This is a genomic window from Acinetobacter sp. 5862 (assembly GCF_024494585.1).
Lineage (GTDB): Bacteria > Pseudomonadota > Gammaproteobacteria > Pseudomonadales > Moraxellaceae > Acinetobacter.
In genome coordinates this window covers 19767-35594 of the sequence record NZ_JANHGP010000043.1, presented here as the reverse complement: position 1 = coordinate 35594, position 15828 = coordinate 19767, and the positions used below count along the sequence as shown (strand labels likewise).

At 39.5% G+C, this 15828-nt stretch carries 11 protein-coding genes and 2 pseudogenes; 11 read left to right on the top strand and 2 right to left on the bottom strand.

The annotated features are described in order from the left end of the window. The first annotated feature begins 21 nt into the window (after positions 1-21). Positions 22-639 carry a bifunctional phosphoserine phosphatase/homoserine phosphotransferase ThrH gene (thrH, locus tag NO346_RS07655; protein WP_256414787.1) on the top strand — a complete coding sequence of 206 codons (618 nt, stop codon included), beginning with the start codon at positions 22-24 and terminating at the stop codon, positions 637-639. 85 nt (positions 640-724) lie between these two features. On the opposite strand, the gene NO346_RS07650 is transcribed toward thrH, so the two are convergent. Then, on the bottom strand, positions 725-2011 hold the full coding sequence (locus NO346_RS07650) for an OmpP1/FadL family transporter (RefSeq protein WP_256414786.1): 1287 nt from the start codon (positions 2009-2011) through the stop codon (positions 725-727). 457 nt (positions 2012-2468) lie between these two features. Between NO346_RS07650 and kdpA the strand changes: the two genes are divergently transcribed. The 5 genes from kdpA to NO346_RS07625 are packed head-to-tail and all read left to right on the top strand — an operon-like array spanning position 2469 to position 10216. Further along, positions 2469-4166: a potassium-transporting ATPase subunit KdpA gene (gene kdpA, locus NO346_RS07645; protein WP_087535778.1), complete on the top strand. Its 1698-nt coding sequence runs from the start codon at positions 2469-2471 to the stop codon at positions 4164-4166. Between the two features lie 16 nt (positions 4167-4182). After that, positions 4183-6195, top strand: coding sequence for a potassium-transporting ATPase subunit KdpB (gene kdpB, locus NO346_RS07640; protein ID WP_087535745.1), 2013 nt, complete (start codon positions 4183-4185; stop codon positions 6193-6195). A 9-nt stretch (positions 6196-6204) separates the two neighbouring features. Next, entirely contained in the window at positions 6205-6840 is a 636-nt protein-coding gene (kdpC, locus tag NO346_RS07635) for a potassium-transporting ATPase subunit KdpC (protein WP_256414785.1), read from the top strand. Positions 6841-6852: 12 nt separating this feature from the next. Beyond that, positions 6853-9501, top strand: a complete 2649-nt coding sequence (locus tag NO346_RS07630; protein WP_256414784.1) for a sensor histidine kinase KdpD — start codon at positions 6853-6855, stop codon at positions 9499-9501. A gap of 10 nt (positions 9502-9511) precedes the next feature. After that, positions 9512-10216, top strand: coding sequence for a response regulator (locus NO346_RS07625; RefSeq protein WP_256414783.1), 705 nt, complete (start codon positions 9512-9514; stop codon positions 10214-10216). Between the two features lie 53 nt (positions 10217-10269). Here the strand turns inward: NO346_RS07625 and NO346_RS07620 are convergent, their stop codons facing one another. Further along, positions 10270-11730 (bottom strand): coniferyl aldehyde dehydrogenase, encoded by a 1461-nt coding sequence (locus NO346_RS07620; protein WP_256414782.1) that lies wholly within the window; start codon positions 11728-11730, stop codon positions 10270-10272. A 128-nt stretch (positions 11731-11858) separates the two neighbouring features. Between NO346_RS07620 and NO346_RS07615 the strand changes: the two genes are divergently transcribed. From NO346_RS07615 to NO346_RS07600, 5 genes and pseudogenes are all read left to right on the top strand, one after another. After that, the gene (locus NO346_RS07615) at positions 11859-12923 is read left to right on the top strand and encodes an AraC family transcriptional regulator (protein ID WP_256414781.1); all 1065 of its coding nucleotides are present in this window, start codon (positions 11859-11861) and stop codon (positions 12921-12923) included. A 111-nt stretch (positions 12924-13034) separates the two neighbouring features. Beyond that, the gene (locus NO346_RS07610; RefSeq protein ID WP_256414780.1) at positions 13035-13598 is read left to right on the top strand and encodes a phosphatase PAP2 family protein; all 564 of its coding nucleotides are present in this window, start codon (positions 13035-13037) and stop codon (positions 13596-13598) included. 132 nt (positions 13599-13730) lie between these two features. Continuing rightward, positions 13731-15143: pseudogene (locus NO346_RS07605) on the top strand (glutamine synthetase family protein). Positions 15144-15433: 290 nt separating this feature from the next. Further along, positions 15434-15568 carry a hypothetical protein gene (locus NO346_RS14930; RefSeq protein ID WP_371924535.1) on the top strand — a complete coding sequence of 45 codons (135 nt, stop codon included), beginning with the start codon at positions 15434-15436 and terminating at the stop codon, positions 15566-15568. Beyond that, a pseudogene (locus NO346_RS07600) lies at positions 15553-15792 on the top strand (metal-dependent hydrolase); the annotation flags it as partial. The gene NO346_RS14930 and the pseudogene NO346_RS07600, both read left to right, overlap by 16 nt. Positions 15793-15828 lie beyond the last annotated feature (36 nt).

Below are 15828 nucleotides of genomic sequence, written 5' to 3'. Positions count from 1 at the left end.
TAATCAACATTGGATGCATTCATGGAAATCGTATGCCTAGACCTTGAAGGGGTACTTGTACCAGAAATCTGGATTAACTTTGCCAAGAAAACAGGAATTAAAGAATTAGAAGCGACGACGCGCGATATTCCAGATTATGATGTTTTAATGACTCAACGTTTAAACATTTTAAAAGAGCATGGTTTGGGTTTAAATGATATTCAAGCTGTGATTGCTGATATGGGACCATTTGAAGGTGCAAAAGAATTTGTTGAATGGGTACGTACACATTTTCAACTGATTATTTTATCTGATACTTTTTATGAGTTTGCACATCCATTGATGAAACAACTGGGTTGGCCAACGATTTTCTGTCACAAACTTGAAACTGATGAAAATGGCATGATTACGGCATATAAATTACGCCAGCCTGATCAGAAGCGTCAGGCGGTGAAAGCATTACATGGTTTAAATTTCCGTGTGATTGCTGCAGGTGACTCTTATAATGATACAACTATGTTGGGTGAAGCGGATCATGGTTTCTTATTTGATGCGCCAGCAAATGTGATTGCTGAATTCCCACAGTTTCCACCTTTGCATGGCTATGAGGCACTAAAACAGGCGATTCGTGCTGTTTCACAACGCGATATTCCAGAATAATTAAAATTTCTAAGCTTTTTATGAAAGGTAAAGGAAATTTAAAAATAAAAGGCGCTTAGAAGCGCCTTTTATTTTTTGCTATTTATTAGAATTTATAACCAATTTTCAAACCATAAGCGATCGCATCATTATTTTCAAACTCAGCTACGTAGTTAGGCGTATTAAATTGAGAACCTGATTGAGCTTTAGCATCTCCCAACCAAAAATATTTTACCCCACCAGCAATAAAGTAGTTGGGAGCAGGGCTATATTGGATACCTAAACCAACATTCCAATATCCTTCTGTTGGTCCTAATGTGGTCACAGGGTTACCTGCACCTGAGTCCCAACCTACAGAGACGTTACCAGCCCAATGTTCATTAAGCTTACGTCCAACACCAGTAGTTACTGACCATTGATCATCAGTATAAGCTACGAGATCAAAACCATCTTTTTTCCCAGTTGATGCCACAACAGCTGCTTGTGTTGATGCCACACCGAATTTATAAGGGCGTACAGCGAAGTCTTTCCAGTTCACCCAGCGTACGTTTGCGAATGCAACAGTATCCGCCATGATCCCTGTTTGTAAATCAAGGTTAACAGATTGAGGTGTTGTAATATCTGTTTCTTTGGCTGGAATTGCATTTAAGCCAGCAAATAATCCAAGAGAGCTAAAACTTTCTTTTGCATCAGTTGAGTGTTTAATTTCAGAACGATAGGTTACAGATGCTTTTAATGCAATTTCTGGAATTTGATATGCAGCACCAGCTAACCAACCGATATCTCCAGTTTCTTTGATATCTGCGTTATATCCACCGAAAGTTGCAGAACCACCGTAAGCAGTACCACGGAGTTGAATATTACCTTTTACAGTTTGGTAGACTGGACCAGCATAAAAGTTTAAATTTTTATTTGGTTGAAAACCAAGAATCATAGAAAGGTTCTGAGTTTCAACTTCTACAGAAGTTCCTTGAGTGCCATTATGAAATGCACCTTGTCCTTGAAGTGCAGCAGCGGCACCAGGAAGCGCAGCAGGTAATTTTGCTGTATCAGTTGAATAGGTTGCTTTTGCTCCAAATGGTTGATCATAAATCAAACCAAATGAAAGTTGGTCAGCAAGTTGTAATTTTAGTGCTGCATGAGCAAACTGATAAGAATCAGCCATTTCACCAACACTAGTATTGGAGAGTAATGGTAGCGCAGCATTCGGGTAATTGGCTTTAGTTGTTCCTGAAACATCTGCATCTAGAACCGAAAGACCAGCTTCAAAATAGTTACCTGGTTGGAAAAAAGCAGACATTGACTGACCTGAACGATCCAGTGCTGCTGCAAAAGCTCCAGTTGCAGGTAGCGTCGCTAAGATCATGGCAGTGCTAAGATATTTTAATTTCATTTTAAATCTTTCCTTGAACTTCAAGATTCTAAGTATTGACGAAACTATGATTGGCTATAGCTTCATGTAACAAAAATACCATAATTAAAATAAGAGTAAATGTTCTAAATGAACTACTCAGTACGATTGATTACATGAAAATGCACAAAAAAATGCTATTTAAATTTGTATGCATTTGTGTTTTGTTGGTAATATATTGATAAATATAAAGTATTACTAATAATTCAAGGTATTTTGTTTTTGCATTTCTTTTTAATTTTTTTTAATAAGGTCAAAGATTTTTTGTAAAAATTAAGAAATTTTTCTCCATAATTTTTTTTAAAGCATTCTTTGGCATTACAGAGAAGAGTTTAGGAATAATTTTACGCAAAATTTACGTCTACTGGTTTTTTCAATATAGAGAATTTACGCTCTCAATTTCCATACTAAAGCTGACCTATTTTAAATGGCATTTGCTATGTGGGAATTTATTACTGTATTTTTCTTTTCATTGTTGTTGGCTTATCCGCTCGGACACTATCTTGCGGATGTAATGCAAGCCAAACCAATGAAAAGTGACGCTTTGTTTAAATGGATTGAGCAACCGATTTATGCGCTACTCGGCGTCAAGCGCAGCGGGATGAACTGGCGACAATATTTGGGTGCTTTTGTTCTGAGCAATATTTTATTGCTTGGGGCAAGTGTCGCTATTTTAATGACTCAAGCTTGGTTACCCTTGAACCCAGATCATATTCCTAATATGAATTGGGACTTGGCTTTACACACCACAATTTCTTTCCTGACCAATACCAACCAACAGCATTATTCAGGGCAAGCGCAACTGTCTTATCTATCGCAAATGACGGTGATTGTAGGATTGCAATATTTGTCGCCGATTATGGGGCTTGCCTTATTGGTGGCTATGTTAAGAGCATTATTTTTACAATCCGCCCAAGCAGAAGACTCAGAACAAAACAAATGGAATCGCATTAATCTGGGCAATTATTGGATGGATATCATCCGCCCCTTATTTCGATTCTTCATTCCTCTAGGATTTATTTTTTCTTTGCTGCTCACTTTCCAAGGTGTTCCATCAACGCTGTCTGCGGGCCCTACAGCGCAAGTTTTAGAGCAAAGCACAGAAGTCAAAACTCAGCATATCCCATTGGGTCCCGTTGCACCGATGGTGGCGATTAAACAACTTGGTAGTAATGGTGGTGGGTGGTATGGACCAAACAGTACTGTGCCTTTAGAAAATCCAACACCATTGTCGAATGTGATTGAGATGATAGCAATTTTACTGATTCCACTTTCTGCGGTGTTTATGGTTGGGCGTTTTATTCAACGCAAAAAACTGATGTGGATGATTTTTGGCAGCATGTTGTTGATGTCACTGTCTTCAACAGTATTCACTCTGTGGACAGAAAAATCCTCATTAATTCCCAATATGGCATGGATGGAAGGCAAGGAAACCCGTTTTGGTGCTGAGGCATCCGCACTGTGGGGAAGCTTGACTACACAAGTCAATAACGGCTCAGTCAATATGATGCATGACTCGGCTTCACCACTCACGGGATTGGTTGAACTGTGCAATATGCTGATTAATGCCATTTGGGGCGGGATTGGTTGTGGGCTATTACAGTTCTTTATTTACCTGTTTCTTGCCGTATTTATCGCAGGTTTGATGACAGGGCGTACTCCTGAACTATTTGGTCGAAAAATTGAAGTCACTGAAATTAAGTTATTAGCGTTGGTGATTCTATTACAGCCTGTAGTGATTCTGAGTTTGACGGCCATCGCGATTGCCTTTCCATCCATGACAGGGAGTTCAAATCCAGCTTTTCATGGCATTAGCCAAGTGTTTTATGAGTATGTTTCTGCCTATGCCAATAATGGTTCGGGCTTTGAAGGTTTAGGTGATAGCACGCTTTGGTGGAACCTAAGTGCCAGTGTGGCGTTATTGGCAGGGCGTTATAGCGTATTGATTATTCCTGTTTTGATTGCAGTGAGTTTAGCAACCAAACCGCAAGCAGCCGAAAGCAAAGGTTCTTTACAGATCGAATCTCCAACCTTTGCCCTGACTTTAATCGGGATCGTGTTGATTCTGACCTTGTTGCAATTCATGCCAGTGTTGGTGATTGGGCCAATTGCTGACTATTTGTCGATAAAAGTTTAAGCGTGGAGCAAGCACAATGAAACATTCAAATGCGACACAACAGATGGATATCTTGAATAAAGAAATTATTCAGCAAACTTTCCATAAATTGCTGCCTCAACACGCGTTTAAAAATCCAGTGATGGCATGTGTGTGGGTAGGAACAGTTTTAACCCTTGTTGCCACTTTGATGGGTAATGCCAGTTTTGGTTTTGGCTTAGTCCTAAGTTTGATTTTATTGGTCACGGTCTTATTTGCTAATTATGCCGAGGCGGTTGCAGAAGCCAAGGGACGTGGACAAGCTGCATCTTTACGTCAGGCGCGTGAAAACTTAACCGCAAATCGAATTCTCTATTTAAATGCTGTGCCGACTGTGATTTCCGCAAACCTACTCAAAAAAGATGATCTTGTCGTTGTCAAGGCAGGTGAAATTATTCCTGCGGATGGTGAGATTATTCAGGGTTTTGCCACGATCAATGAATCAGCCGTTACAGGTGAATCTGCACCCGTACTGCGTGAAGCCAATACTGACCGTTCAGGGGTGATTGGCGGAACTAAGGTTTTGTCCGATAAAATTATTATTCGAGTCAGTAATGAAGCAGGGCATAGCTTCTTAGACCGTATGATTGCCTTGGTGGAAGGTGCCAACCGTCAAAAGACACCAAATGAGATCGCATTGAGTATATTACTCAATATTATGACCATCACCTTTATTGTGGTGGTGCTGACTTTACCTGTTATTGGATCTATGGTCGGGATCAAAATCAGTATCGTCTTACTGATTGCACTGTTGGTCTGTTTGATTCCAACTACGATTGGCGGCTTGCTCCCAGCAATCGGGATTGCGGGAATGAATCGTGCTTTAAAAGCCAATGTCTTAGCAAAATCAGGGAAAGCGGTTGAAGTTGCAGGTGATATTGATGTGTTGCTGTTGGATAAAACAGGCACGATCACCTATGGAGATCGCCAAGCGACCGCCTTTTATCCATTGGCAGGTGTAACGCCAAGTGAATTGCGCCAAGCAGCCATGCTGACCTCTTTTGCTGACCCAACGCCTGAAGGTAAGTCGGTCATCAGCCTTGGCAAAGAGTTAGGCGAATGTATTCAAGAGCCGAAAGATGCTGAGTTCATCCAGTTTAGTGCCTCAACACGTTTATCTGGGGTGGACTTGGTCACAGGACAAACGATTCGTAAAGGTGCAGTCGATGCTATTCTTAACTTTACCAACCAAGAAATCAAAGACAATATTGAGCTTAAAACCCGTGTGGAACAAGTCGCTTCTAAAGGTGCGACACCGCTTGTGGTTGCTTCGAATCATAATATTTTAGGCGTGATTGAACTTTCAGATGTGATTAAACAAGGCATTAAAGAACGCTTTGCACTTTTACGTGAAATGGGCATCAAAACCATTATGGTCACGGGAGACAATCCATTGACTGCTGCTGCGATTGCGGCCGAAGCAGGGGTAGATGACTATATTGCGGAAGCGAGACCTGAGGATAAATTGGCGTGCATTCGTAATGAGCAAGCAGCAGGAAAATTGGTCGCAATGGTCGGTGATGGTACTAACGATGCACCTGCCTTGGCACAGGCAGATATTGGTTTAGCTATGAATTCAGGTACTCAGGCTGCCAAAGAAGCAGGCAATATGGTGGATTTAGATTCTGATCCAACCAAATTGCTAGATGTGGTCGAAATTGGTAAGCAGCAACTCATCACCCGTGGAGCGTTAACCACATTCTCGTTAGCCAATGACGTGTCTAAGTATTTTGTGATTTTACCTGCATTATTCGCTGTGGCAATTCCACAACTTGGGGTACTGAATATTTTGCAATTGAGTAGCCCGAGCAGTGCGGTGATTTCCGCTTTGATCTTTAATGCCTTGATTATTCCAATGTTGATTCCATTGGCACTCAAAGGCGTTCAATTCAAACCTGCCAGTGCGCTGCAATTGTTACGCCGTAATATGCTGATTTACGGTGTAGGTGGGGTGATCTTTCCGTTTATTGTGATCAAGCTGATTGACCTTGTTGTGTCCTTGTGGATTTAGGAGTGAGATATGAATACTTTATTGAGTCATGAGCAATTGAATCAACAGGACTTAGCATTATCTCGTATAGGACATTCAGTCCTACGTCCGAGTCTGGGTTTGATTGTGGTTGGTTTTTTCATTGCAGGCATGTTCTACGTGACAGCAAGTGTCTCGATTGCGCAGTTGATCTTTCCCAAACAAGCCAATGGCAGTGTCATTGAACTGAATGGTAAAATTATTGGTTCAAGTTTGGTCGGACAAAACTTTGTTAGTGAACAATATTTTCATGGGCGACCAAATGCAGTAAGTTACAATGTTGATGGGATGGCGGGGAGTAATTTAGCAATCTCTAATCCTGATTTACAAACACAAATTAAAGAGCGAACAGCACAATTTGCGCAAAACAATCAGATGACTGAGCAACACATGCCGAATGAGATGGTGACGGCTTCAGGCAGCGGGATTGACCCTGATATTTCACCTGAAAGTGCTTTATTACAGGTGAAACGAGTGGCACAGCAACGTCATTTACCTGAGCAGCAAGTTCGTGATTTGGTACAACAACAAATTCAGTCTGCACAATTCGGCATCTATGGGCAAGCGCGAGTGAATGTGTTGCAGTTAAATTTAGCCTTAGATCAATTGTCATCGACCACACGTTGATAGAGCGTAATTATGCAGATCGACCGAAACAATAAAGCAGATGCATGGTTGGCGCATAGTCAACGTGAACAATCTGGACGTTTGACCATTTTCTTGGGTGCAGCACCTGGGGTAGGGAAAACCTATGCCATGCTGACCCGAGCGCATGAATTGACGCAACAAGGGCAGCATGTGATGGTCGGGGTCGTAGAAACCCACGGTCGATCTGATACCGAACGTTTGATTCAAGGGTTGAATGTTATTCCAAGAAAGTCTGTGGAATATCAGGGGCGAATGTTGGAAGAGATGGATCTCGACCAAATTCTTAAATTAAAGCCTCAAATTGTGCTTGTTGATGAACTTGCCCATCGCAATGTACCCAATAGTCGGCATGAATATCGTTGGCAAGATGTCAATGAGTTGTTGGATGCAGGCATTGATGTCTATAGCACCTTAAATATTCAGCATTTGGAAAGTCTGAATGATGTGGTTTTTCAAATTACGGGGATTCGGGTCACTGAAACTGTCCCCGATGCATTACTTAAACGTTTGAAAGATATTCGACTGGTTGATTTACCTGTTCCTGAATTATTAGAACGAATGAATCATGGCAAGATTTATTTCGCCGATGTTGCACCCCATGCATTACAAGGTTTTTTTAAAGCTGCGAATTTGACAGCGTTACGTGATCTGGCAATTCAAACTGTTGCAGGGCAAGTCGATATTGATTATCGAGAAAAATTTGTTGCGCAAGGGCAGATCATCCCGATTCAAAATCACGTCATGTTGGCAATTGATGGTTCTGAATTCTCTGAAGATTTGGTACGCCGTGCGCATCGAATTGCAGAAAGGCGCAATGCAACGTGGAGCGTCATTTCAATTCAAAGAAGTAAGGTTGAAACGCCCCAAGCCTTTGCAGTGACGAAGGCTTTTAATCTAGCGCGTAAGCTCGGTGCCGATACCTATTTGCTGTATAGCAATCATATTGCATCGACCATTTTACAGGCGGCTTATGATTATGGTGCATCTAATATTTTGCTCGGAAAAAGTCCTCAAAAATCGCTATGGCAGCGCTTATTTTCAGATCATATTGCTGATCAACTGTTAGAGAAACAGCATCCTTTTGAAATCACCTTTGTTCAGCCTTTAAAAGCCAAAAATAATGAAAAGCATTTGCAGAAAGATGTAGCTCATTCATTTTGGCTGGAACAAGGCTTGGCGTTTAATCAACGTGAAGTGTTTGAAAGTATTATCATTGTATTGCTAGGATTGATTGTGGCTGCAATCAGTGATCATTTCATTGGGTATAGTGATTTAGCCTTAATTTTTATTGTGACCGTATTACTGGTTGCGATACGCGCACGTATGTTGATTACAATTATCAGCGTATTCATCTGTTTTTTACTCTACAACTACTTTTTTATCGAACCTCGCTTTACCTTTATGATTAGTGCTGAACGTGGGGTGATTACCATTATCACGTTCATTGTCTCAGCTTTACTGGTCGGGCGTTTAGCCAATCAATTACGTGCTCAGGTCTTGAGTTTACGTGCTGCAAATTCAGTGTCGTTACAGTTACAGGAACTAGAGCGCAAGCTATCGACCTGTGTAGATATTGAACAGGTATTAACCGTGGCCAAACAACATTTGGAAACTTCATTAAATGCGACAGTCTGGTTAAAATTTGAAAATCAGTCTTTAGGTGATGCATCTGCATTAAATGAAAAAGATCAGATTGCCGCAGATTGGACACAAAAGAATGCGAAACCCTGTGGACGTTTTACCAATACGTTGACCAATTCTGATTGGTGGTTTATTCCGTTAAATTTGGTGAAAGAATATGGGGTGATTGCAATTCGGTTTCATCAAAACGCTCAAAGCATTAGTTTTGAATTGCAACGTTTAACGGAGTTGATGATTGAAGATATTGCCCAAACTGTTGCTCGGGTTCAGCTCTCTTTACAGTTGGAAAATTCTAGAGTAGTGGCTGAAACGGAAAAGCTGCGTTCAGCTTTGCTTTCTTCGGTATCGCATGATTTACGTTCACCCTTAGCCGCGATGATTGGTTCAGCAGATACGCTAAAATATTATGGTGAACAAATGCCTGAAAGTGATCGCCATGAATTATTAGACACTATTCACATTGAAGGGGAACGACTGGATCGTTATATACAAAACCTGTTGGATATGACTCGATTAGGTCATCAGGGTTTGACTTTAAGTCGTGCTTGGATCGGTGTGGATGAGCTGATTGGCTCGGCAACGCAACGACTGAAACGCTATCAGCCTGAGGTGAAAGTCGAAGTTGCTTTGGCCGAAGAACTTCCACAATTGTATGTGCATCCAGCTTTGATTGAACAAGCCATTTTTAATGTCTTGGAAAATGCAGCCAAGTTCTCACCAGAGAATGTTCCGATTGAAATAAAGATTCATCAAGAGGAACAATTTCTGCAAATTGACATTATCGACCAAGGGATTGGCATTCCCGAAGAGGAACGCCAGCAAATCTTTGATATGTTCTACACCATGCAACGCGGTGATCGAGGGAAAACGGGGACAGGTTTAGGACTAGCGATTGTCAGAGCCATTATTGGCGCTCATATGGGCAGTATCGAAGCTTTTGGCGGAACAGATGGTCAAGGCACCTTAATTCGCATACGATTACCGTTACATCAGGACTAAAAACATTTTTATGCCGCAAACAACCCATCCGAATGCATCAATTTTAATTATTGATGATGAACCTCAAATTCGAAAATTTTTGGATATTGCTTTACGTGCGCAAGGTTATCAGGTGCATGTTGCTGAAAATGGCATGCAAGGCTTAGAAATTTTGGTAACCCGAGGTGCGGATTTACTGATTTTAGATTTGGGCTTACCTGATATGGAAGGACAGCAGGTGTTGACTGAGATGAGGCAATGGTCAGATATTCCTGTGATTGTGTTATCTGCCCGTCCTGATGAAAATCAAAAAATTAAATTGCTCGATGCAGGTGCGAATGATTATGTGACCAAACCGTTTAGCATTCAGGAATTATGTGCCCGTATTCGAGTGATGTTTCGTAATAAACCACAACAGTCTGAACAGAACATTGTATTTGATGATGGTCAATTATCTGTGGATGTGGCTGAACATGTGGTGAGATTTGCTCAGGAAGAAATTGTTCTCACCAAAAAAGAATTTCAACTGTTAGCACTATTGATTCGCCATCAGGGGAAGATTGTTACGCAAAAGCAAATTATGACCGAGTTATGGGGCATTAGCCATGAAGAAGATACCCATTATCTTCGAATCTTGGTGAAAAAACTCCGCAGCAAAATTGGAGATTCTGCGGTCACTCCAAAATATATTTTTACCATCGCAGGGGTGGGGTTACGTTTTCAAGGACAATCCTAAATTGGAAATAAAAAAGAGAGTTTGAAAAACTCTCTTTCGGACGAATAAACCGTTTATTTTAGGTTTGGGTCGCCTTTTTTCAAGAAGAAACCCAAAGCAAGTTTTTGCACCCAAGTGCCATAAGGTGGATAGAATAATTGCGTTGGGAAGAAGCGATGGCGAGCAAAAACCGTTTTCGCATGTGAAAGCTCACGGAAACCTTCTTCACCGTGATAAGTCCCCATACCAGAGTTACCAATACCACCAAATGGTGCATCATGGTTGACCACATGCCAACCCCAATCATTAATCGTAACACCACCTGAATGAGTTTGTTTTAATATGTGGTCACGTTCAGTTGAATCATGAGTGAAACAATAGAGTGCCAGAGGTCGTTCACCTGCTTTGATATAGGCGATCGCGTCATCAACGTTATCGTAAGCAACTACGGGCAATACTGGGCCAAACAGCTCTTCTTTGAGAATACGCATGTCGGGTGTGCAATTCAGCACAATATGTACAGGCATACGACGTGCATCTTTATCACGATCATACTCGGCACAGGCAATAATTTGAGCACCTTTGGCTTCGGCATCGTCTAGGATTTCTAATAAACGTTTGAAATGGCGATCATTGACGATAGAGGTGTAGTTAGAATTATTGCTGATGTTACTGCCATACATTGCCGTAAAATTCTTTTTACATTCTTCTGCAAACTGATTCACTTGTTCTTTCGGCACAAGCGCATAGTCAGGTGCAACACAGATTTGCCCACAGTTGGTTGCCTTACCATGCAATACGCGTTTAGCTGCATCGGCTAAGGGATAATGTCGACTGACAAGCGCAGGGGATTTACCACCTAATTCTAATGTGACAGGCGTTAGGTTTTCTGCTGCTGCACGCATTACCACTCGACCAATTGCAGGTGAACCTGTAAATACAATATGGTTAAAAGGGAGTGATGTGAATTGTGCTGGATCAAGAATTTCTTCACCGAAAATACAAACTTCATCTTCAGTAAAAACTTCAGCCAGCATGCGTCTCAGCACTGCATTGGTTGCAGGTGTAATCTCGGGCAGTTTAATCATGACTCGATTACCCGCAGCGATTGCCGCAACCAATGGGCCAAGTGCTAAATAAACAGGGAAGTTCCACGGCACAATCACGCCGACCACACCTTTCGGTTGATATTGGACAGCCAGAAGGTTTGATAAAAACAGTAATTCAGTACTTCGCTTACTCGGTCGCATCCATTTACGTAAATGTCGAATAGCATGTTCTGCTTCCAAAACAGAGCCTAATAAATCCAATAATTTTGATTCATCTACCGATCGAGAACTAAAGTCGCTATTGATGGCAGCAGCGATAACATCTTGGTAACGAATAATTTGTTTTTTAAGTTTGAATAATTTTGTACGTCGAGCATCGAGATCAGGATATGGATGCGCATCAAAAGCAGCACGTTGTTGGGCGAATACCAAGCGCATATGTTTAGTTGCTGAGTCGCTAAATTCCTGCGAATGAGAAAGTGTCATTGTTGCTCCTTCCATGCTTATTGGTAGAAATAGACTTTATGATTGATTGAATTTTTAGTCGATGTTAAATTGAGACAACAAAAAGTAATTTAGTGCCATTATCTACTGATCGAATGGATAAAGTAAAAATGCCTAAACAGAATATTGAGCAAAATATTTATATTGAAGCTCGTTATGATCATACGCTATTCGGTCAGGGCACGCCTATACTTGGTTTAACCAGTCTGTTTGATGAAATGCAGAAACAAGGATATTCCATCGCTCAGATATTGGACGGTACGGGTATTGCGCATGATGCGCTGACAAGTGCGACCACAACAATATCTCAATATCAAAAGTTGAAGTTATTTCAAAATATCCAATCCTTGTCTAAAGATCCATTGATTGGGCTTCGGGCAGGGCAAAAACAAAAATTATCAGATTTCGGGGTGTATGGTTATGCACTTTACTCTTCCCGCAATTTTCAACAAGCCGTTGAACTTGGCATTCGTCATATCAAATTAGCCAGTCCAGTATTACAAAAATCATTTTATATACAAAATGATACTGCAATTTTTGAGGCTAAGGAAATTATCGCTTTAGGACATTTATTGCCATTAATTTGCGAGTTCTGGTTTAGTTCAATGCAAACCTTAATTCAGTGCGTACTTGAAGCGCCGTTTCAGGCTAAAAGGTTATTGCTGCCTTATCCTGCCCCTGAATATGCAGATGAATACCAAAAGGTGTTTGGTTGTGTTGTGGAATTTGATGCAGAGGTGATGCAATGGCATTTCGATTTAGCATGGTTAGATGCGCCTTGTCCAAATGCAAACCCGATTACTGCGGATATGTGCCAATCTTTTTGTGAACGGATGTTGGGAGATGAAAATGATGAGGAATCTGAACTGATCAAAACGATTCGTCTTATTTTTTTGGACAGTGTTGGGAATTTTCCAACTGCTCAACAGATGGCAGATCAATTAAATGTATCTAAAAGAACTTTATATCGCCGTTTAGCCGATCTGAACGTGAGTTACCAAGAAATATTGGATAGTACGCGAACACGTCTTGCCGATGAGTATCTAGCCGCGACAACACTGAGTATGGACGAAATTGCCGAAAGACTTGGTTTTTCAGATACTTCAAACTTTAGGAAAGCTTATCGCCATTGGACAGGAATTTCGCCTAATCAATATCGTAAAAAGTTTGCTTAGTGAAATGCAAGAGCTAGAGATTATTTAAAATTAATTTTGATAGAGATTTAATCATTCTTTCATGATTCGCTTATATATTGCAGTGAGCGAATCTAAAAAGATAAATATGCAATGATATTTGAAAGCTTAAACATTTACTTGTTTGATTGCATAAACTCATTTGCGACTCAGAATGCGATTGTGGATAGAGTTGCCATATTTACAGCTCATGATTTAAATACAGTTTTTATATGTTTTCTTTTATTTTTATTAGTTTATCAATGGAAAATCTATAATTATTTATTCGCTAAAACACTTTTAATTGTGTTGCTTTCTTTAATCTTGAGTGATCTAGCTGAAATCTTCTACCATCATCCACGTCCGTTTGAAATAGGACTAGGTCATCAACTTATTGGCCATGGTCCAAGTTCATCATTTCCCAGTCAGCATACCTTAACCATTGCAATCATTGCTTTTTCATATTGGTTAGCAGGTTTTAAGAAGATTGGTGTATTTGGTATTTTTGTCGGTATGGTCGTTGGTCTATCAAGGATTTATGTTGGGGTTCATTTTCCATTTGATATCATTGGATCTTTTATGATTGGTTTGATGTTGGTTGTATCTGTGAATTATATCGAGAAGGAATTGATTGTTAGAATTCGTAAAATTACATCGGTCAGTGCTTATGATGTCTAATAAAATGCTAAATGGTTATTTGAATTTTACGATAAATTTATACTGAGCTGAGATGAGTTTATATTATCTTAACGTTACATATTTATAAGCATAAATTATTCTATTCATAACAATATGAACTTGGTTTAATTTATGAATGCTGTCTTTGTAGAATTGAATCAGCTATTAAATTCTAATAATGTGATTAATCAATCAAATGAGCAAAAATCTGAAAATATTCTGTTCGATAAGGGATTATTTTTACAGGAAGTAGATCATTATTTAGAAAAGTATCCAAATACGCAACATATTGATATTTATTTGTATGATTTGAATGGACATCTACGAGGTAAAAGAATTGATGTCAAATGATTAACACAATTGGTGAAAGCATGTTATTTACCTATTTCTATTTATGCGATGAGTCTAAATGGAAATGTGATAGAAGAAACAGGATTGGGTAAATTTATTGGTGAACCAGATCATTTGTGTCAGCCTATCCTAGGTTCATTGCAACCTTGCGCCATTGAGCCTGAAACTAATGCTCAATTGTTATTGACGATGAAAGATGATCGCCATCAAGAATGTTTAATTGAACCTCGTAATATTTTAAAAAGAATACTCCAACAATTACATGAAAAAAATTATCACCCTTGTATTGCTGCAGAAATAGAATTTTATTTGCAGCCGTTGAATGGGGAACAGGAAGTTCAAGAATTAATAACTCAATGTTTTGATATTCATCTCTCTGATACACATCAACAAATTTTAGATGAGATTGAAGCTATCGCTAAACTACAGAATATTATAATTACAGGAATTATTTCTGAAGCATCTTTAGGGCAATATGAGCTTAATCTGCAACACACATGTGATCTTTTAAAGTTATGTGATCAGATTATGTTGTTAAAACGAACCATTAAACAAATTGCACATAAACACGGATTTCGTGCAAATTTTCTAGCAAAGCCAGATTTGTTAAAAGCGGGCAGTGGCATGCATTTTCATATGAGTTTGCTTGATCACGATCAAAACAATATTTTTAGTCCTCGGAAAGATGAGTTATCTCAAGATCTCTTAAAAGTCATCAGTGGTTTGTTATGGTTAATGCCAAGTTCGATGGCAATTTTGGCACCCAATTTAAACTCTTTTAGACGCTTTAAAACAGGTCATCATGTTCCCTTAGAGGCGAGTTGGGGGCTGAATAACCGTAATGTCGCTATTCGAATACCGTGCTCTGATCAAGAAAATCAAAGATTGGAATACCGTGTGGCAGGAGCAGATTGTAATCCTTATCTTAGCATTGCCATGATTTTGATTGGCACACTCTATGGTTTAACACACCAGTTAGAAGTACCGAAACAAATCAATCAACTTACGTTTAAATCTAAACATTATTTATTGCCAATTGAGCAAATTGAAGCTTTAAAATTGTTTAAAAATAACAAGATACTTACAGAATATTTAGGTAAAGAATTTATGGAATTATGGTGCACAGTAAAACAAGCAGAACATCAAAGCGTTCACAGTCAAATCACATTAATTGAAAAGTCTTGGGATATTTAGGCGCATCTATTGATTTATCTAGCCTTGATTTAGCAAATAACTGCTTTAAGGTCACAAAATATCTTTATAGGACAAATTGAGAAAATACATGAAAAACAAATTGACAGCATGAATAGTAGATTATAATTCAATCATAGTTCTAATTTGGAACTATGATGAATTTATATCTAAGCTTGTTCAAGGGATCATGTAGCTCTTGTAGGTTTGCTGTTGAATATATGATTTCTTGGTGGTCTTGTTAATGTAGTTCAAGCTGTTTGCGTTTTAGTTTTAGGGGAAGGAAAGCCATAATGTTACATAATACAAGTACGGTGCACCAAACGCAGTTTAAACCTGAGAAAATTAAAGCGCACTATACTGAATCTACGCTAATGTCACATTTTATCACAGCACTATCGATGAGCTTTCCACAGTGGGATTTATAACTAGTACGATTGTGATGACCAGTCATCTTGCCTGGCAAGACCGCAAAAATACCTTCTACTCCCCAGCACAACTTTTAAAAAATGCTCAAACGCTTTTAGGGCTGACTCAAATGACATGGCGTTTACTGCCTGATTATTTAGCATTCTATAAAGCTAGTTTTCATCCGTCTGAGATAGACCAGCAAGATTTACTCACCGAATTGAAAGGATTATTAGCTAATTAAATAGTTAAATTTATTTTTAAAAATTAATTATTTATC